The organism is Cupriavidus sp. 05N40, from assembly GCF_056397305.1.
Genome location: NZ_JBFTND010000159.1, coordinates 1 through 17,624, shown reverse-complemented (window position 1 = coordinate 17,624; position 17,624 = coordinate 1). Strand labels below are relative to the sequence as shown.

Below are 17,624 nucleotides of genomic sequence, written 5' to 3'. Positions count from 1 at the left end.
GCGTGAACTCCTGCTCCCAATAGCGCAGCACATGCGGCTTGACAGCGCAAAGCTCGCTGACTTCGCCGATGGTGAAGTAGCGCTTGGCGGGAATCGGCGGCAACGAAATGCGTTCGCTGGGTCTTTCCGACATACGGTGAATGGGCGGGCTTCAGGCCGTGCCGGCAGTGGTTGTGGTGTCCGCGCAGGCAGGCACGCGGACGTGCGAGCCGATGCGGATCGGCAGATAGCTGGACAGGATAGCGACTGGCCGTGCTGCTGGCAAACGATCAGCCCGGCACCGCCAGGCCGGCGCGCTCTTCCACCAGGCCCTTGAGCTTCTGGCTGGCGTGGAAGGTCACCACGCGCCGTGCGGTGATGGGAATGATCTCGCCGGTCTTGGGATTGCGCCCGGGGCGTTGCGGCTTGTCTCGCAACTGGAAGTTGCCGAAGCCGGACAGCTTGACGCTGTCGCCATGTTCCAGCGCTTCGCGAATCACGTCGAAGAAGGCCTCGACCATGTCCTTGGATTCGCGCTTGTTGAGACCGACCTGGTCGAACAGCATTTCGGCGAGTTCGGCCTTGGTGAGCGTGGGTACCTCGGCTGCGCGGGCGTCGGAGGCCTCGTCATCGAGAGATGCTGCCTGCCGGTCGCCTGCCTCACCCATTGCTGCGGCCATGAGATGCGCGTGTCGATCGTTCATTGTCATTCAGTGTGCGATCCGCCCGGATGCGGAGGTCCGGGCGCTCCATTGTCATGTCAGCTGGTGGATCAGCCGCGCAGCCGCGCCTGGAATGCGGCGCCTGCGGCTTCGACCATGCAACGCACCGCGCTGTCGACGGTTTCGTCCTGGAGGGTCGCCCCAGTATCTTGCAAGGTCAGGCGGAACGCAAGGCTTTTCTCGTCCGCGCCGATGGCCGCCGAAGCCGCCTTCGGGCGGAATTCGTCGAACAGCACGAGGCTCTGGCAGTAGCGGCCGTAGCCTTGTTTTTCCAGGGCATCGCGCATGGCGTCGAGCAGGTCCTGCACGCGCACGGGCTGCTTCACCACCAGCGCCAGGTCGCGCACGGCGGCCGGGAACTTGGAGATTTCGGTGTAGCCCGGCAGCCCTGCTTCGCGCAGCGCCTGCAGGTCCAGCTCGAACACCACCGGCGCCTGGCTGAGCTCATACTCCTGCAGCCAGCGCGGATGYAGTTCGCCGATCACGCCGGCCACCTTGCCGTCGATCACCACTTGCGCGGCCCGGCCCGGATGCAGCGCGGGATGCGAGACCGGCTCGAAGCGCGCCACGCGCGGATGCAGCAGCGCCTCGACATCGCCCTTGACGTCGAAGAAGTCCACCGGGCGCGTTGCCACGCCCCATTGCTCTTCAGAGGCCGGGCCATAGGCGATGCCACCTGCCACCATCGGCTGACGATAGCCGGCCACGGTCAGTCCGCCGTCCGCCACCGATGCATCGCGATGGAACACGCGGCCCACCTCGAACATGCGCACGCGCGCGGCCTTGCGGTTGAGGTTGTAGCGCACCTTGTCGAGCAGGCCGCCGATCAGCGTCGAGCGCATCACCGCAAGCTGGCTGGCGATCGGGTTGAGCAGGCGGATCGGATTGTCGTTGCTGGCGAAGTCGCGTTCCCACTTCTCTTCGACGAAGGCGAAGTTGATCACTTCCTGGTAGTCGCGCGCGGCGATCGCGTGGCGCACCACGTGGGTGGAGCGGCGCGCCTCGTCGGTCGGGCGCATCTCGCTCTCGGCCACCGGAGGACGTGCCGGGATGCGCTCGAAGCCGTAGATGCGGGCCACTTCCTCGATCAGGTCTTCCTCGATCTCGATGTCGAAGCGGTAGCTCGGCGGCGTCACCACGAACACCTCGCCATCCGCGCCCTGCTCGCGCGTGAAGGAGAGCTGCAGGCGCTGGAACACGTCGGCGATTTCCGCCGGCGACAGTTCGATGCCGAGCACGCGCTCGGCGCGCGCCACGCGCAGATGCACCGGCTTGCGCTGCGGCAGGTTGACGACCTGGTCGTCGACCGGGCCGGCCTGGCCGCCGCAGATGTCGAGGATGAGCGCGCTGATGCGCTCGATGTGCTCGACCGTGGTGGCGTAGTCCACGCCGCGCTCGAAGCGGTGTCCGGCATCGGTCGCGAAATTGAAGCGGCGCGAGCGGCCCTGGATCGCTTCCGGCCACCAGAAGGCGGCTTCGAGGTAGATGTTGGTGGTGTCGAGCGTGACCGCGGTGCTGTCGCCGCCCATGATGCCGGCCAGGCTCTCGATTTCCTTGTCGTCGGCGATCACGCCGACCTGCTCGTCGAGTTCCACGGTATTGCCGTTGAGCAGCTTGAGCTGTTCACCCTTGCGGGCCCAGCGCACGTCCAGCCCGCCGTGGATCTTGTCCAGGTCGAACACGTGCGACGGGCGGCCCAGTTCGAGCATCACGTAGTTGGAGATGTCCACCAGCGCCGAGATGCTGCGCTGGCCGGCGCGCTCGAGGCGCTGGACCATCCATGCCGGCGTGGCCGCGCGTGCGTTCACGCCGCGGATCACGCGGCCGGAGAAACGGCCGCACAGGTCGGGCGCCGACACCTTGACCGGCAGCTTGTCGGCCAGCGTCACTGCGACCGGCTTCATCTCCGGCAGCGTCAGCGCCGCGCCGGTGAGCGCGGCGACTTCGCGCGCCACGCCGTGGATCGACAGGCAGTCCGCCTTGTTGGGCGTGAGCTTGATGACGAAGACCTGGTCATCCAGGTCCAGGTACTGGCGGATGTCCTGGCCGATCTTTGCATCCTCGGGCAGGATCATCAGGCCGCCGTGGTCTTCCGACAGCTTGAGCTCGCGCGCGGAGCACAGCATGCCGAAGCTGTCTACGCCGCGCAGCTTGCCCACCTTGATCTCGAACGGCTTGCCGCCCGCCTCGGACGGCGGCAGCACCGCGCCGACCAGCGCGCACGGCACCAGGATGCCGGGCGCCACGTTGGGCGCGCCGCACACGATCTGCAGCGTCTCGCCGGTGCCGGCATCGACCTGGCAGACATTGAGGCGGTCGGCGTTGGGATGGCGTTCGGTGGAGAGCACGCGGGCCACCACCACCTTGTCGAACGGCGGCGCGACCGGACCGACCTCTTCCACTTCGAGCCCGGCCATGGTCAGGCTGTGCGAGAGCGCATCGGTGGAGATCTTGTCGGGATTGACGAAACTGCGAAGCCAGGATTCCGAGAATTGCATGGCGCTTCTGATCCGGTAAGTATTCTGTTCTGTTGAGTCGGTGACGTAATGCTCGGACGCGTGCGCGGCCTCAGGCGAACTGGCGCAGGAAACGCGCGTCGCCTTCGAAGAACAGGCGCAGGTCGTTGATGCCGTAGCGGAGCATGGTCAGGYGTTCGAGGCCGGAGCCGAAGGCGAAGCCGATGTAGCGCTCGGGGTCCAGCCCCATGTTGCGCAGCACGTTCGGGTGCACCTGGCCCGAGCCGGAGATCTCCAGCCACTTGCCCGCATTTTTCCCCTCCTCGAAGGCCATGTCGATTTCCGCCGACGGCTCCGTGAACGGGAAATACGACGGGCGGAAGCGCACCTGGATGTCATCGCGCTCGAAGAACTTGCGCAGGAAATCTGCGTAGACGCCCTTGAGGTCGGCAAAGCTCACGTCCTCGCCGATCCACAGGCCTTCGACCTGGTTGAACATGGGCGAGTGCGTGGCGTCGCTGTCGACGCGGTAGGTGCGCCCCGGGCAGATCACCTTGATCGGCGGCATGTCGCGGCCCTTGTACTTCTCCACGTGCATGCGCGCATAGCGGACCTGCATCGGGCTGGTGTGGGTGCGCAACAGCAGGAGCTTGTCCTCGCTGTCGCGGCCGTCCACGTAGAAGGTGTCCTGCATCGAACGGGCCGGATGGTTGTCCGGATTGTTCAACGCGGTGAAGTTCATCCAGTCGGTCTCGATCTCGGGGCCGTCGGCCACGTCAAAGCCGACCGAGCCGAAGATCTGCTCGACGCGTTCCCAGGTACGCATCACCGGGTGCAGGCTGCCGCGCGCCACCGCGCGGCCGGGCAGCGTCACGTCGATGGCCTCGGCGGCCAGCCGCGCGTTCATCAGTGCATCGGCCAGCGCCTGGCGGCGCGCGTTCAGCGCGGCTTCGACCCGCTGCTTGGCCTGGTTGATGCGCGCGCCTTCGCTCTTGCGCGTTTCCGGGTCGAGCTTGCCGAGGCTCTTGAGCAACTCGGTAAGCGCGCCGGTCTTGCCGAGAAAGCGGGCTTTCTCGTTTTCCAGCGTGGCGTTGTCGTTGGCGGCGGCGAAGGCGGCCTGGGCGTCGGCGACGATTTGATCCGGATCCAGAGACATGGCGGCGGTCGGCGATAGATTTGGCGTCCGGGTCACGCGGGGCCCGGGCGTGGGGTTGGCACTAAGTGCGATGTAGATGCCGGGCCCCGCGCGGCACCGGGCGGCGCGGAGCTCGTTTCGGATGCCGTCTTGCCCACCGCGCTTCGCAGCCCGGCGTAGCACACGCAAAAACGGCATTCGAAATAAAAACGGGGCTCGGTGAGGAGCCCCGTTTCTTGCAGGTCCGCCGGAAGTCGAGTCCGGTGGAGATGCTGTCGACCTTGCGGTCGGTGCTTGCCCCCGGCCTGCCACGCGGTTAGCGCGGCAGGCCGGAGCCGGCATCAGGCAACGGAGGCTTTCACCTGGTTGACGATGGCGGCAAAGGCAGGCTTGTCATGGATAGCCATGTCCGACAGCACCTTGCGGTCCAGTTCAATCGAGGCCTTCTTCAGACCGTTCATGAACACGCTGTAGGTCATGCCATGCTCGCGCGTAGCAGCATTGATACGCGCAATCCACAGAGCGCGGAACACGCGCTTCTTGTTGCGGCGATCGCGGTACGCGTACTGGCCAGCACGCATGACCGCCTGCTTGGCGATACGGTAGACGTTATTGCGACGGCCGCGGTAACCCTTGGCAGCGTCAATGACTTTCTTGTGGCGGGCCCGTGCAGTGACCCCACGCTTTACTCGAGGCATGAAATGCTCCTTTCGTTTTCGTTAGGGGTTATGCGTAAGGCATCATTGCGCGAACGGACTTCAGGTTCGTCTCATGGACGTCCTGGGTGCCGCGCAGTTGACGCTTATTCTTGGTGGTCTTCTTGGTCAGAATGTGACGCTTGAAGGCCTGGCCACGCTTGAACGAACCATTCGGACGCGCAGTAAAGCGCTTGGAAGCGCTTTTCTTGGTCTTCATCTTCGGCATGAAAAACTCCAGCTCTTTGACATGCATGCAGGTGGCCGGCTAGCGCCGACGCTTGCATAACCCGCATCCACTTATTGTTGCGCGAGGCCGCGAGCGGCCATCTGCGCTGCATTCGCACGCCGCCACGCCCGGCGGAATTCTCCACCGGGCCGCGGCAACGCGCAGAATCTTACTTCTTCTTCTTGGGAGCCAGCACCATCACCATCTGGCGCCCTTCCATCTTCGGCATCTGCTCGACCTGGCCGACTTCTTCCAGATCCGCCTTCAGGCGTTCGAGCACACGCGCGCCGATTTCCTGGTGCGCCATCTCACGGCCGCGGAAACGCAGCGTGATCTTGGTCTTGTCGCCGTCTTCAAGGAAGCGCTTAAGGTTGCGCAGCTTGACGTTGTAGTCGCCATCATCCGTACCCGGCCGGAACTTGACTTCCTTGACCTGGATGATCTTCTGCTTCAACTTGGCGTCGTGCGCGCGCTTGGCTTCCTCGTACTTGAACTTGCCGTAGTCCATGATACGGGCAACCGGAGGCACCGCGGTCGGCGCGATCTCCACCAAGTCCAAGTCCTTATCCTCAGCCAGGCGAAGCGCGTCCATGAACTTGACGATGCCGAGTTGCTCATTATCAACCCCGACCAGGCGCAATTCGGGTGCGCTGATTTCGCGATTGATGCGATGACCTTTGTCTGTAGCGATGTTGCGTTACCTCAAGAAGACAAAAAACAAGCCGTGCTCATCCCATCAGGCTTTGCTGGCAACGTCCTGTTGCAGACGCTCCACAAACGCGGAAACAGGCATCACACCCAGATCCGCATTGCCACGGGCACGCACGGCCACTTGATTGGCATCCCGCTCCTTGTCGCCCACCACTAGCAGGTAGGGAATCTTCTGAAGGGAATGCTCGCGGATTTTATACGTAATTTTCTCGTTACGCAAATCCGCCTTAGCCCTAAATCCTTGTTTTTGCAGAAGTTGCACGACGTTTTCGGCATATTCTGCCTGTGAGTCGGCAATATTCAGCACTACGACCTGATCCGGCGCCAGCCAGGCTGGCAGCGCGCCCGCATGGTTTTCCAGCAGGATGCCCAGGAAGCGCTCGAAGGAGCCCAGGATGGCCCGGTGCAGCATCACGGGACGCTTGCGCGAATTGTCCTCGGAGACGTATTCCGCACCCAGGCGCTCCGGCAGCACCAGGTCGAGCTGCAGCGTACCGCACTGCCACGAGCGGCCGATGGCATCCTTGATGTGGTATTCGACCTTCGGGCCGTAGAAGGCACCCTCGCCCGGCAGTTCTTCCCACTCCACGCCGCAGGCRCGCARCGCCAGSCGCAGGCCTTCCTCGGCGTGATCCCASAYCTCGTCCGAACCGGCGCGCTGCTCGGGGCGCAGCGACAACTTGACCGCCACGTCCTTGAAGCCGAAGTCGTCGTAGACGGAGAAGGCCAGCTCGTTGAAAGCCTTGGCCTCGGCGACGATCTGCTCTTCGGTGCAGAAGATATGCGCATCATCCTGCACGAAACCGCGCACGCGCATCAGGCCGTGCAGCGCGCCCGAGGGCTCGTTGCGGTGGCAGGCGCCGAACTCGGCCAGGCGCAGCGGCAGGTCGCGGTAGGAGCGCAGGCCGTGGTTGAAGATCTGCACGTGGCCGGGACAGTTCATCGGCTTGATCGCGTAGTCGCGCTTCTCCGACTCCGTGACGAACATGTTCTCCTTGTAGTTCTGCCAGTGGCCCGACTTCTCCCACAGCGAACGGTCCATCACCTGCGGCGTGCGCACTTCCTCATAACCGGCCTGCGTCAGGCGGCCGCGCATGTATTGCTCCACCGCCTGCCACACCTGCCAGCCCTTCGGGTGCCAGAACACCATGCCAGGCGCCTCTTCCTGCAGGTGGAATAGGTCGAGCAGCTTGCCCAGCTTGCGGTGGTCGCGCTTCTCGGCTTCCTCCAGCATGTGCAGGTAGGCTTCCTGGTCTTCCTTCTTGGCCCAGGCCGTGCCGTAGATACGCTGSAGCATCTCGTTSTTGGCRTCGCCGCGCCAGTAGGCGCCRGCCACCTTCATCAGCTTGAAGACCTTSAGCTTGCCCRTGGAWGGCACGTGCGGSCCGCGGCACAGGTCGACGAACTCGCCTTCGCGGTACAGGCCGATTTCCTGGTCCTGCGGAATCGAGGCAATGATCTCGGCCTTGTACTTCTCGCCCATCGACTCGAACAGCTTCACCGCCTCGTCGCGACTCCAGACCTCGCGCGTCACCTTCTCGTCCTTCTTGGCGAGCTCGGCCATCTTCTTCTCGATGGCAACGAGGTCCTCGGGCGTGAAGGGGCGCTTGTAGGCGAAGTCGTAGTAGAAGCCGTTCTCGATCACCGGACCGATCGTCACCTGCGCTTCCGGATACAACTCCTTGACGGCGTAGGCCAGCAAGTGCGCCGTCGAATGGCGGATCACGTCGACGCCGTCGGCGTCCTTGTCAGTCACGATGGCCAGGCCGGCGTCCTGCTCGATCAGGTAGCTCGTGTCGACCATGCGGCCGTCCACCTTGCCGGCCAGGGCCGCCTTGGCCAGGCCGGCGCCAATGCTCTGCGCCACTTCTGCGACCGTCACCGGGCCGGGAAACTCGCGGCGGGAACCATCCGGCAGCGTGATTGCGATCATCTTGCACCTCATCAGGAATCCGCCCGCCGGTCTCGTTGTCTCGGCAAGCGGATGAAAAGCATCTTGTAGCACCGGGCGACCATGCATCGGCACGGGCCAGGCAGCGGGGACTTTCACCCGGTCGGATCCACCGGGGACCGGGCAGCATATCAGGCAGCTAACGAGCGACAGACGAAAAAAAACGCAGCCAAGGCTGCGTTATTCTCAATTCAACCCCGGACGATCCGGGATCAAGGCGCACCTCGACTACTGTCGCTAATTAGCGGTAGTAGTTCGCGATGTCTTCATCATGGCGCCTTCCATTCCTGTGAACGGGTTGAACCGGGTACTGCGATACTGCGTTTGCTGCTGCTTACTGCCAAGCTACTTCTTGCTGCAATGCTTTTGGTAGGCTCGATTGGACTCGAACCAACGACCCCCACCATGTCAAGGTGGTGCTCTAACCAGCTGAGCTACGAGCCTACTGCCACACTACTGCCGCCTTACTTCATTACTTCATTACTTCTTTTTCTGCTGCACGCTAGTGCACTACCAGAATTGCTTACCACTGCGAATTCATTGGTAGGCTCGATTGGACTCGAACCAACGACCCCCACCATGTCAAGGTGGTGCTCTAACCAGCTGAGCTACGAGCCTAGCGAAAGCGCGAGTATAGCATCACTTTCTTTTCGCCTGCAAGACCCCTGCCACGTCTTCTATCAATCCGAGTGCGCGCTGCAACTGCGTCGCCTCCGACACCTCGGCCGTGAACTGCATGCGCGCCACGCCCTTGCTCGACAGCGTCTTCACGCCGGTAACATTGATCTTCTCGCGCGACAGCACTTCGGAGATATCGCGCAGCAGGCCTTGCCGGTCGACTGCCTCCACGTGGATGTCCACCGGATACACCGCATCGCTCTTCTTGCCCCACTCGGTCTGGATCACGCGCTCCGGCGCGCGCGCCGAAAGCTGGCAGAACGTGTGGCAGTTGCGGCGGTGAATGGAGACGCCGCGCCCGCGCGTGACGAAGCCGACGATATCGTCCGGCGGCGCCGGCTTGCAGCACCTGGACATCTGCGTCATCAGCGAGTCCACGCCCACCACCAGCACGCCGCTCTTGGCGCCACGCGCCACGCTGGTGGCGCGGCTCTTCTTGGTGACGGCCTCTTCCTCGCTCAGCGCGGTGACGGGCCCCGCGCCTTCCGGATGGCGCAGGGCCTGCTCCACATGGCGCAGGCTGAATTCTTCCTTGGCGACGGCAGCGAACAGGTCGTCCGGCGTCTTGAAGCCAAGCCGCGTGGCCAGGTCGTCGAGGTTGACCGCGGTCTTGCCTTCGCGCTGCAGCGACTTGTCGATCAGCGCCCGCCCCTGCGAAATGGTCTCCTGCGAGTCGAGCGCGTTGAACCAGGCCCGCACCTTGGCCCGCGCGCGCGGCGCGGCAAGATAGCCGAGCTCGGCGTTGAGCCAGTCGCGCGACGGCCCGCCCTGCTTGACGGCGATGATCTCCACCGTCTGCCCGTTCTTGAGCGGCGTATTGAGCGGCACCATGGTGCCGTCCGCGCGCGCGCCGCGGCAGCGGTGGCCCAGGTCGGTATGCAGGTAGTAGGCAAAGTCCACCGGCGTGGCGCCCTGCGGCAGCGCGACCACGCGCGCCTGCGGCGTCAGCACGTAGATGTGGTCGTCGATGGCGGCGTGCTTGAGCTGCTCCCACGATTCATCGTGCGCCACCGAGTGGTCGGCGTCGTCTTTCCAGGCCAGCAGCTGGCGCAGCCAGGCGATCTTCTCGTCGTAGCGCTCGCTGGCCGAGAACTGGCCGCTATAGCCCTTGGAACCGGCCTCCTTGTAGCGCCAGTGCGCCGCCACGCCGTACTCGGCGAAATGATGCATCTCCTGGGTGCGGATCTGCACCTCGAAGGCGCGCCCGTCGTCGCCGATCACCACYGTGTGCAGCGACTTGTAGCCGTTGGACTTGGGCCGGGAGATATAGTCATCGAACTCGCGCGGGATCGGCTGCCAGATATGGTGCACGATGCCCAGCACGGTGTAGCAATCCTTGATGTCGTCCACGATCACGCGGAAGGCGCGCACGTCGTAGAGGTCGGCAAAGTCGAGTTCCTTGCCGCGCATCTTCTTCCAGATGCTGTAGATATGCTTAGGCCGGCCCGTCACCTCGGCGCGGATGCCGGCCGTCTCGAGCTCGGATTGCAGCCGCGCGATGGCGCTGGCGATATAGCCCTCGCGCTCGATGCGCTTCTCGTCGAGCAGCCTGGCGATGCGCTTGTRGGTATCGGGCTGCTCGAAGCGGAATGCCAGGTCCTCCAGCTCCCACTTCATCTGCCAGATACCGAGCCGGTTGGCCAGCGGCGCGTAGATGTCCAGCGTTTCGCGCGCCACCCCGGGCAGCGGCTGCGCCTTGACCTGCGCCAGCCAGCGCAGCGTCTGCAGGCGCGAGGCCAGCCGCACCAGCACCACGCGGATATCCTGCGCGAAGGCAAGCAGCATCTTGCGCAGCGCTTCCACCTGTTCCTGGCGCGCGGCGATCTCGTCCTTGGTCGTTTCCGGCGCCCCGCTGTGGCCCACCGCGATGGCGCCGATGCGCAGCAGCTGGCGCACGCCCTTGACCAGCCGCGCGACTTCCTCGCCGAAGCGTGGCTCGATTTCCGCCTCGCAGCCAGGCACGAAGGCCGCCACCGCAAACAGGCACGCGGCGGCGCGCGCGGCATCGTCGACGCGCAGGCCGTCGAGCACCTTCAGCATGCCCTCGGCATGCGTCAGCACGGGCTCCCCGGTCGGCAGCAGCGCGGCGCTGCCGCGCTCGCGCACATAGGCCAGCGCCCGCTCCACCAGTCCGGCATCGGGCGTACCGGCAACCTGCCCGGTCAGGTCAGTCGACGTCACCATCTTGCAGCACCAGCCCTCACTTGAGCGCGGCGGTCACGACCACTTCGATCAGGTACTGCGGATTGGCCAGGCGCGCTTCCACCGTAGCGCGCGGCGGCGTGTGGCCCTGCACCACCCACTCGTCCCACACCTCGTTCATCTCGCCGATGTTGTCCACATTGGTAAGGAAGATCTGGCATGAGAGGATCCGGCTCTTGTCGCTGCCGGCTTCGTTGAGCAGCCGCTCGATATGGCCCAGCACCTCGCGGGTCTGGCCACGCAGGTCGGCGGCGGGATCGACTTCCGGCACCTGGCCGGCAAGGTAGACCACGCCGTTGTAGATCGCGTATTCGGACAGGCGCTTGCCCACGTGGGCGCGCTTCAGTTCATCGGTACTCATGGCAATACTCTGGTCTCTGATGCTTGGTTCATTCGCTTGAAAGGCGGCCGGCCCCGGCCGGCCTCAGGCCGCGCCCAGGAAAAACTGCTTGGCGATGGCCACCTGCGCCGGATCGATGAAGGTCGGCGCATGGCCCACATCCTGCACCTCCACGGCACTGACATTGCGCCCGCGCGCCACCATCTCGGCCACGGTCTCGCGCGTGAGCAGGTCGGACTGGGCGCCGCGCACCACCAGCGTCGGCGCCTGGATGGCCTCGAACATATGCCACAGCGCCGCCTCGCCCGCCGCCACCTGCTCGGGCGTGGTCTCGCGGAACGGCAGCGCCATCGCCGGATCGTAATGCAAGCCCCATTCCAGGCCTTCGGCGCCCTGCACCGGCTTGAGGATGGCGCCGTTGAGCTCGCGCCACTGCTCGGGCGTATGCCGGCCGAACGAGGCGCTGATGGTCTGCAGGTAGGCCAGGCCTTCCTCGAAGGTCTTGAAGCGCACCGGCAGGCCCAGGTAGGCGCCGATCCGCTCCACCGCCGAGGCCGCCAGGCGCGGGCCCACGTCGTTGAGCAGCAGCTTGCGCACCGGCGACTTGGGCAGGCCGGCCAGGCCCATGCCGATCAGCCCGCCCATCGAGGTGCCGAACCAGTCGACCTGCTCGACGTTGAGCCGCGCGATCAGCGTGATCATGTCCGACGCGTACTGCGGCACGACATAGCGGCGCGGATCGGCCAGCCAGTCCGAGCGGCCGCGCCCGACCACGTCGGGGCAGACCACGCGGTACTCACCGCACAGCGCGGCCGCCACGGTATCGAAATCGCGGCCGGTGCGCGTCAGGCCATGCACGCACATCAGGACACGGGGATTGGCGGGGTCGCCCCACTCGTGATACGCCATGCGGTGGAGCCCCGCCGGGCTGATGCACTGGACGAAGCCGAGGCGCGGACTGGCTGACATCTGAACTCCCTGGCAAGACGTTATCGAAGCAGCGCCGCCGGCAGGCGGCGCGCGATTGGGCAAAGCTGGATTGTACGCTGCAGCAGTTACAATGCCACAGCATCGGGCTGGCGCCGCCACGCATGCGCTGCCAGCGCGCGCAGCCGCGATCTTCGGACAACCACACTCCCGCGTCCATTACATTTTCCGACGGAGACATCCATGCTTGAAGGCAAGACGGCACTGGTCACTGGCTCGACCAGCGGTATCGGTCTGGGCATCGCGCAGGCGCTCGCCGCCCAAGGCGCCAATATCATCGTCAACGGCTTCGGCGACGCCGAGGCCGCCAAGCGCGAAATCGCGCAAGCCGGCGCGCAAGCCGGCGCGGGCATCCGCGTGGGCTACCACGGCGCCGACATGAGCAAGTCCGCCGAGATCGAGGACATGATGCGCTACGCCGAGGCGGAATTCGGCGGTGCCGACATCCTCGTCAACAACGCCGGCATCCAGCACGTCGCCAATATCGAGGATTTCCCGCCCGAGCGCTGGGATGCCATCATCGCCATCAACCTGACCTCCGCCTTCCACACCACGCGCCTGGCGCTGCCCGGCATGAAGCGCAAGGACTGGGGCCGCATCATCAATATCGCCTCCGTCCACGGCCTGGTGGCGTCGGCGCAGAAGTCGGCCTACGTGGCCGCCAAGCACGGCATCGTCGGCTTCACCAAGGTGACCGCGCTGGAGACCGCGCAGACCGGCGTTACCGCCAATGCGATCTGCCCGGGCTGGGTGCTGACCCCGCTGGTGCAAAAACAGGTGGAAGCGCGCGCGCAGAAGGACGGCATCCCGGTGGAACAGGCCAAGCAGGACCTGGTCATCGAGAAGCAGCCGTCCGGCCAGTTCGTCACGCCGGAGGAGCTCGGCGCGCTGGCGGTGTTCCTCTCCAGCGATGCCGCGCGCCAGGTGCGCGGCGTGGCCTGGAACATGGACGGCGGCTGGGTGGCGCAGTAAGCGCAGGGAGCCGCCATRCAAAGACGCCGCTTCATCGGGGCCCTGGCGACGGGCGCCACCGCCGCGCTTGCGCTGCGCGGCGCCCAGGCCGCGCCGGTGCTGGCCATCGAAGTCTTCAAGAACCCGGATTGCGGCTGCTGCGAAGGCTGGGTCGAGCACTTGCGGGCGAATGGCTTCGCCGTCACGGTGCGCAATGTGGACGATACGGAACCGCATCGCGCGCGGGCCGGCATTCCCGCGCGCTTCGGATCCTGCCACACCGGGCGCATCGCCGGCTACGGCATCGAGGGGCATGTGCCCGCGGCCGACATCAAGCGGCTGCTGGCCGCCAAGCCTGATGCCGCGGGCCTCGCGGTGCCGGGCATGCCGGTCGGCTCGCCGGGCATGGAACAAGGCCCGCGCAAGGACCCGTTCGACGTCCTGCTGATCCGCAGGGATGGCGCAGCCTCGGTCTTCGCCAGCTACAACCGGCGCAGCGCATAAGGCAAGAATGGCCGCGTCGCGGCCATTCCGGGGTGCGGGCGAGGCCCGTGCGAGCGCCATCTCCGCGCTGGTATGCTCCCCGCTCCCGCAAGCGGGAACGGGGAGACTACACATGGCATTGCTGCCATCGGCAGATCAGAGCAGCGTCGCGCCGGTCTTGCTCTGGATCTCTTCGCGGCTTACGCCAGGCGCCGTTTCCACCAGCTTGAGACCTGCATCGGTGATGTCGATCACGCCGAGGTCGGTGATGATGCGGTTGATCACGCCCACGCCCGTCAGCGGCAGGTTGCAGGACTTCAGGATCTTGATGTCTTCGCTGCCGTCCTTCTTCTTGGCGGTGTGCTCCATCAGCACCACCACACGGCCGACGCCGGCAACGAGGTCCATCGCGCCACCCATGCCCTTGACCATCTTGCCCGGGATCATCCAGTTGGCCAGGTCGCCGCGCTCGCTGACCTGCATCGCACCCAGGATGGCCAGGTTGATATGACCGCCGCGGATCATCGCGAACGAGTCCGCCGAGGAGAAGATCGACGAGCCCGGCAGCGTGGTCRCGGTCTGCTTGCCGGCGTTGATCATGTCGGCGTCGACTTCCGCCTCGGTCGGGAACGGGCCGATGCCAAGCAGGCCGTTCTCGGATTGCAGCCACACCTCCATCCCTGCCGGGACGTGGTTTGCCACCAGGGTCGGCAGGCCGATACCCAGGTTGACGTAGAAGCCGTCCTGCAGTTCGGTCGCGGCGCGCGCCGCCATTTCGTCACGTGTCCATGCCATGATGTCTCTCCTCAGCTGGCGGCACGCACGGTGCGCTGCTCGATGCGTTTCTCGGGGGTGGCGTTCACCACGATGCGCTGCACGAAAATGCCCGGCGTATGGACCTCGTCCGGGTCCAGCGTGCCGGTCTCGACCAGGTGCTCGACCTCGACCAGGGTGACCTTGCCCGCCATCGCGCACATCGGGTTGAAGTTGCGCGCCGTGCGGCGGAATACCAGGTTGCCTGCGCGGTCCGCCTTGTAGGCCTTGACCAGCGCCACGTCGGCAGTCAGGGCGCGCTCCATCACGTATTGCTGCCCGTCGAACTCGCGGATTTCCTTGCCTTCCGCGACGATGGTGCCGACGCCGGTCTTGGTAAAGAAAGCCGGGATGCCCGAGCCGCCGGCGCGCAGCTTCTCGGCAAGCGTGCCCTGCGGCGTGAATTCCAGCTCCAGTTCACCGGCCAGGTACTGGCGCTCGAACTCCTTGTTCTCGCCCACGTAGGACGAGATCATCTTCCTGATCTGGCGCGTGGCGAGCAGCATGCCCAGGCCGAAGCCATCCACGCCGGCGTTGTTCGAGATGCAGGTTAGCTGCTTGGCGCCGCTGTCGCGCAGCGCCTCGATCAGAGCCTCGGGGATGCCGCACAGRCCGAARCCGCCSACSGCGATCGTCTGGCCGTCGCGGACGACGCCCGCGAGCGCCTCTGCGGCGCTGGCGTAGACCTTGTTCATCTTTATCTCCTTCCTCGGTGATTTTCCTGTCGCTGCGCCCGCCTTCCGGAGTGCCGCCGGCGAGCCACGCAGGGAAATTGTAACGGTACAATCGGGCGGAGATCGCCCGCTGCCCAACGTCCGACAGCATACGCATGGGCGGCATCCCGCGCCAATACGTAAAACTACATAAGCCAATGTCCGCCATCGACTACCAGACCGCCTTCCAGCTCGCCCCCGTCGGACTCGTGCTGTCGCGCGAGCGCGTGATAGAGGACTGCAACGACGAGCTGTGCCGCATCTTCGGCACCACGCGGCAGGCACTGCTCGGGGAATCGTTCCAGGTACTCTACCCCACCGCCGACGAATTCGAGCGCACCGGCGCACGGATCGTGCCGATCATGAACGCAAAGGGAGCCTACTCGGACGAGCGCATCATGAAGCGCGCCGGAGGCGAACTGTTCTGGTGCCACGTCACCGGCCGCTCGCTGGACCGACAGACTCCGCTTGGCGCGGGCATCTGGACCTTCGAGGATCTCTCGCAGAAGCGTCCCGTCACCGCCGAACTGACGGCGCGCGAGCGCGATATTGCCGCGCAGCTGGTGGACGGCAAGACCAGCAAGCAGATCGGCAAGCTGCTGTCGATCAGCCCGCGCACCGTGGACATCTACCGTGCGCGCCTGATGAAGAAATACGGGGCCCACACCGCGGTGGACCTGGTGCAGCGCCTGGTCAACCACTGAGCGGCGCGGTAGCGCCCCGCCCGGCCCTACGCCATCAGCGCCCGGATCGCCGCCGGTACCGGAACCGATTTTTCCGCCTCGTAGTCGCACCACACCACCTTGGCGCCGCCCTCGGCGTAGACCACGTCAGGCTGGTCCGTGCGGCGGATCTCCATGCGGGTCTCGAAGCTGGTGCGGCCCAGTTCGCCGGCGGACATGCGGCACTCGATGTCGCCGGGATAGCGCAGCTGCCGGATAAAGGTCATGTGCGCATTGATGATGACCGGGCCGTGGCCGGCGGCATCCTTGCCGCCATGCCCGAGCGACTCGAACCAGGCGATGCGCGCCTGTTCCAGGTAGCGGAAGTAGACCGTGTTGTTGACATGGCCCATGGCGTCCATGTCGCCCCACCGGATGGGCATGCGCAGAGTGAATACGGGTTTCATGGCCGCTAGCCTACCACCCGTGGCGCGTTGCTTCCATCGGCCAAAGCGATGATTCCAGGCCTCAGCCGCCGCTCAGGCGGGTGTGCGCGGGCAATTCGAATGGCGTATCGGGCGGCAGGTAGGCAGACGCGCTGGGACGTGGCCAGCCCTCGAAGGCGCCGGACTCCGGCGCCTCGTCGTCGCCGGCCGGATCGACGGCAACGCCGTAGTGCCCGAAATCGTTGCGGCTGGCCACGGCTCGCGCCGGCACCGGCCGCGGCCGCATCGGCAACCGGGGCTCGACCTGCGGCGCATTCGCGGCGGGGGCGGCGGCACCGAGTGGGACGGGAGGCCGGGCGGCGGCGGCAAATGCCGAAACCAGCGGCGACACGGCCGCAACGGCCGCGACGGCCTCGGGGACGAAGGACGGGACAGCTTCCGGCTCGCCCTGCGCCACGGGCACCGGCACCGGCGATTGCGGGGCAACCACAGCCGGCGTCTCCGGGGCAGCCACAGCCGGCGCCTGCTTCGTCAGGACGGCCGGCGAGGCTTCGTCGCGCAACGCCACGCTGGCAAGCCAGGCCACCAGCACCAGCATGCCCCCGCCCAGGGTGCCGGCCACCAGGCTGCGCTGCCGCGCCAGGCGCAGCACGCGTGCCTGGCGCGGTCCGGCTTCCGCCAGATGCCGCCTGACGGCGGCGGTGCGCATGGCCTCAAGCGACTCGCGCACCGCGAAATTCGTACCCCACGGCGGCGGCACGTCATGGCTTGCCGGCAACGGCGAGGCGCCGGAAGCCGGGCTGGAAGCTCGGTTGGCAGCTGGACTGGTGACAGATCTGGCGAGAGAGCTGGAACGGGACACGGCGTACCCCCTGGAGCGCGATGGCGACACAGTCTCGCCGGCCCGTCCGGAAGAAACTGTCAGCGCAGGATCTTAGGCCCGCGACGACGGCATGCGATTCGGACGAAACGCATTCTGGCTGGGGAAAATTCGGAAAACGCCGCCAGCGGAGGACGGCTTCGGCATCAGCCGCAGGGGAGGCGGGATGGGCTCCACCCGCGGCGCCACCGGCGGCAAGTCCGGCGGATCGGGACGAACTGCCGGCAGCCCGCGCCACAGGTGGCGGGCGGCCCGGCCGCTCAGTGGCGCGGCTGGCGGCTGCCGTGCGCCGGCGGCGAGGCCAGGCCAGAATCCACCAGCGAAGACTCCATGCGGCGGATCTGCTGCTGCAACTGATCCAGACGGACGCGCGAAGCACGGCTCTCGACTTCGGCGCTCTGCACTTCGGCACGGTTGGCCTGCTGCTCTTCGGCAATGCGCTGGCGCTGGGCCTGCATCACCCGCAGGTCTTCATTGAGGGCGTTGGCACGCGCCTCGGTGTCCTGCAAGGCACGGTCATAGGCACGCTTCTGCGATGCCAGCACCTGGCGCCGGATATCATCGCTGGCCCAGGCCGCGCTCTGCCTGGTC

General features: G+C 65.9%; 19 protein-coding genes and 2 tRNA genes. 3 read left to right on the top strand and 18 right to left on the bottom strand.

All coding sequences use genetic code 11. The annotated features are described in order from the left end of the window. The 13 genes from AC1DO7_RS29215 to AC1DO7_RS29155 form a co-directional block, all read right to left on the bottom strand. A partial coding sequence (locus AC1DO7_RS29215; protein WP_477116868.1) for a MerR family DNA-binding transcriptional regulator occupies positions 1-133 on the bottom strand: 133 nt, incomplete at its 3' end. A gap of 136 nt (positions 134-269) precedes the next feature. Then, the gene (locus tag AC1DO7_RS29210; RefSeq protein ID WP_441616416.1) at positions 270-683 is read right to left on the bottom strand and encodes an integration host factor subunit alpha; all 414 of its coding nucleotides are present in this window, start codon (positions 681-683) and stop codon (positions 270-272) included. Between the two features lie 68 nt (positions 684-751). Further along, positions 752-3,199 carry a phenylalanine--tRNA ligase subunit beta gene (gene pheT, locus AC1DO7_RS29205; RefSeq protein WP_441616418.1) on the bottom strand — a complete coding sequence of 816 codons (2,448 nt, stop codon included), beginning with the start codon at positions 3,197-3,199 and terminating at the stop codon, positions 752-754. A 70-nt stretch (positions 3,200-3,269) separates the two neighbouring features. After that, on the bottom strand, positions 3,270-4,313 hold the full coding sequence (pheS, locus tag AC1DO7_RS29200; RefSeq protein WP_477116867.1) for a phenylalanine--tRNA ligase subunit alpha: 1,044 nt from the start codon (positions 4,311-4,313) through the stop codon (positions 3,270-3,272). A gap of 320 nt (positions 4,314-4,633) precedes the next feature. Beyond that, positions 4,634-4,990, bottom strand: coding sequence for a 50S ribosomal protein L20 (gene rplT, locus AC1DO7_RS29195; RefSeq protein WP_092595867.1), 357 nt, complete (start codon positions 4,988-4,990; stop codon positions 4,634-4,636). 28 nt (positions 4,991-5,018) lie between these two features. Further along, positions 5,019-5,216 (bottom strand): 50S ribosomal protein L35, encoded by a 198-nt coding sequence (gene rpmI / locus AC1DO7_RS29190; RefSeq protein WP_006575466.1) that lies wholly within the window; start codon positions 5,214-5,216, stop codon positions 5,019-5,021. A gap of 169 nt (positions 5,217-5,385) precedes the next feature. Continuing rightward, entirely contained in the window at positions 5,386-5,907 is a 522-nt protein-coding gene (infC, locus tag AC1DO7_RS29185; protein WP_081651578.1) for a translation initiation factor IF-3, read from the bottom strand. A gap of 45 nt (positions 5,908-5,952) precedes the next feature. After that, a complete protein-coding gene (gene thrS, locus AC1DO7_RS29180; protein ID WP_477116866.1) occupies positions 5,953-7,860 on the bottom strand; it encodes a threonine--tRNA ligase in 1,908 nt (635 codons plus the stop codon). Between the two features lie 385 nt (positions 7,861-8,245). Next, positions 8,246-8,322: transfer RNA gene (locus AC1DO7_RS29175), tRNA-Val, on the bottom strand. Positions 8,323-8,419: 97 nt separating this feature from the next. After that, positions 8,420-8,496, bottom strand: a tRNA-Val gene (locus tag AC1DO7_RS29170). A gap of 21 nt (positions 8,497-8,517) precedes the next feature. Next, positions 8,518-10,740: a RelA/SpoT family protein gene (locus tag AC1DO7_RS29165; protein WP_477116865.1), complete on the bottom strand. Its 2,223-nt coding sequence runs from the start codon at positions 10,738-10,740 to the stop codon at positions 8,518-8,520. 16 nt (positions 10,741-10,756) lie between these two features. Beyond that, the gene (locus AC1DO7_RS29160) at positions 10,757-11,119 is read right to left on the bottom strand and encodes a RidA family protein (protein WP_441616427.1); all 363 of its coding nucleotides are present in this window, start codon (positions 11,117-11,119) and stop codon (positions 10,757-10,759) included. 63 nt (positions 11,120-11,182) lie between these two features. Then, a complete protein-coding gene (locus tag AC1DO7_RS29155) occupies positions 11,183-12,067 on the bottom strand; it encodes an alpha/beta fold hydrolase (protein ID WP_441616429.1) in 885 nt (294 codons plus the stop codon). Between the two features lie 201 nt (positions 12,068-12,268). Between AC1DO7_RS29155 and AC1DO7_RS29150 the strand changes: the two genes are divergently transcribed. Together AC1DO7_RS29150 and AC1DO7_RS29145 are read left to right on the top strand one after the other, a co-directional pair. Next, positions 12,269-13,057: a 3-hydroxybutyrate dehydrogenase gene (locus AC1DO7_RS29150; RefSeq protein WP_441616431.1), complete on the top strand. Its 789-nt coding sequence runs from the start codon at positions 12,269-12,271 to the stop codon at positions 13,055-13,057. Positions 13,058-13,072: 15 nt separating this feature from the next. Next, a complete protein-coding gene (locus tag AC1DO7_RS29145) occupies positions 13,073-13,540 on the top strand; it encodes a DUF411 domain-containing protein (protein ID WP_441616433.1) in 468 nt (155 codons plus the stop codon). A 135-nt stretch (positions 13,541-13,675) separates the two neighbouring features. On the opposite strand, the gene AC1DO7_RS29140 is transcribed toward AC1DO7_RS29145, so the two are convergent. Then, a complete protein-coding gene (locus tag AC1DO7_RS29140; protein WP_477116864.1) occupies positions 13,676-14,314 on the bottom strand; it encodes a CoA transferase subunit B in 639 nt (212 codons plus the stop codon). 11 nt (positions 14,315-14,325) lie between these two features. After that, positions 14,326-15,027, bottom strand: coding sequence for a CoA transferase subunit A (locus AC1DO7_RS29135; RefSeq protein WP_441616437.1), 702 nt, complete (start codon positions 15,025-15,027; stop codon positions 14,326-14,328). Positions 15,028-15,203: 176 nt separating this feature from the next. Here AC1DO7_RS29135 and AC1DO7_RS29130 point away from each other — a divergent pair, with 176 nt between their 5' ends. Next, a complete protein-coding gene (locus tag AC1DO7_RS29130; protein ID WP_441616438.1) occupies positions 15,204-15,749 on the top strand; it encodes a PAS domain-containing protein in 546 nt (181 codons plus the stop codon). 26 nt (positions 15,750-15,775) lie between these two features. Here AC1DO7_RS29130 and AC1DO7_RS29125 read toward each other — a convergent pair whose 3' ends face one another. From AC1DO7_RS29125 to AC1DO7_RS29115, 3 genes are all read right to left on the bottom strand, one after another. Further along, positions 15,776-16,174: an acyl-CoA thioesterase gene (locus AC1DO7_RS29125; protein WP_441616440.1), complete on the bottom strand. Its 399-nt coding sequence runs from the start codon at positions 16,172-16,174 to the stop codon at positions 15,776-15,778. 61 nt (positions 16,175-16,235) lie between these two features. Continuing rightward, positions 16,236-16,883 carry a hypothetical protein gene (locus AC1DO7_RS29120; protein WP_441616442.1) on the bottom strand — a complete coding sequence of 216 codons (648 nt, stop codon included), beginning with the start codon at positions 16,881-16,883 and terminating at the stop codon, positions 16,236-16,238. 410 nt (positions 16,884-17,293) lie between these two features. Beyond that, a partial coding sequence (locus AC1DO7_RS29115; protein ID WP_477116863.1) for a DUF2968 domain-containing protein occupies positions 17,294-17,624 on the bottom strand: 331 nt, incomplete at its 5' end.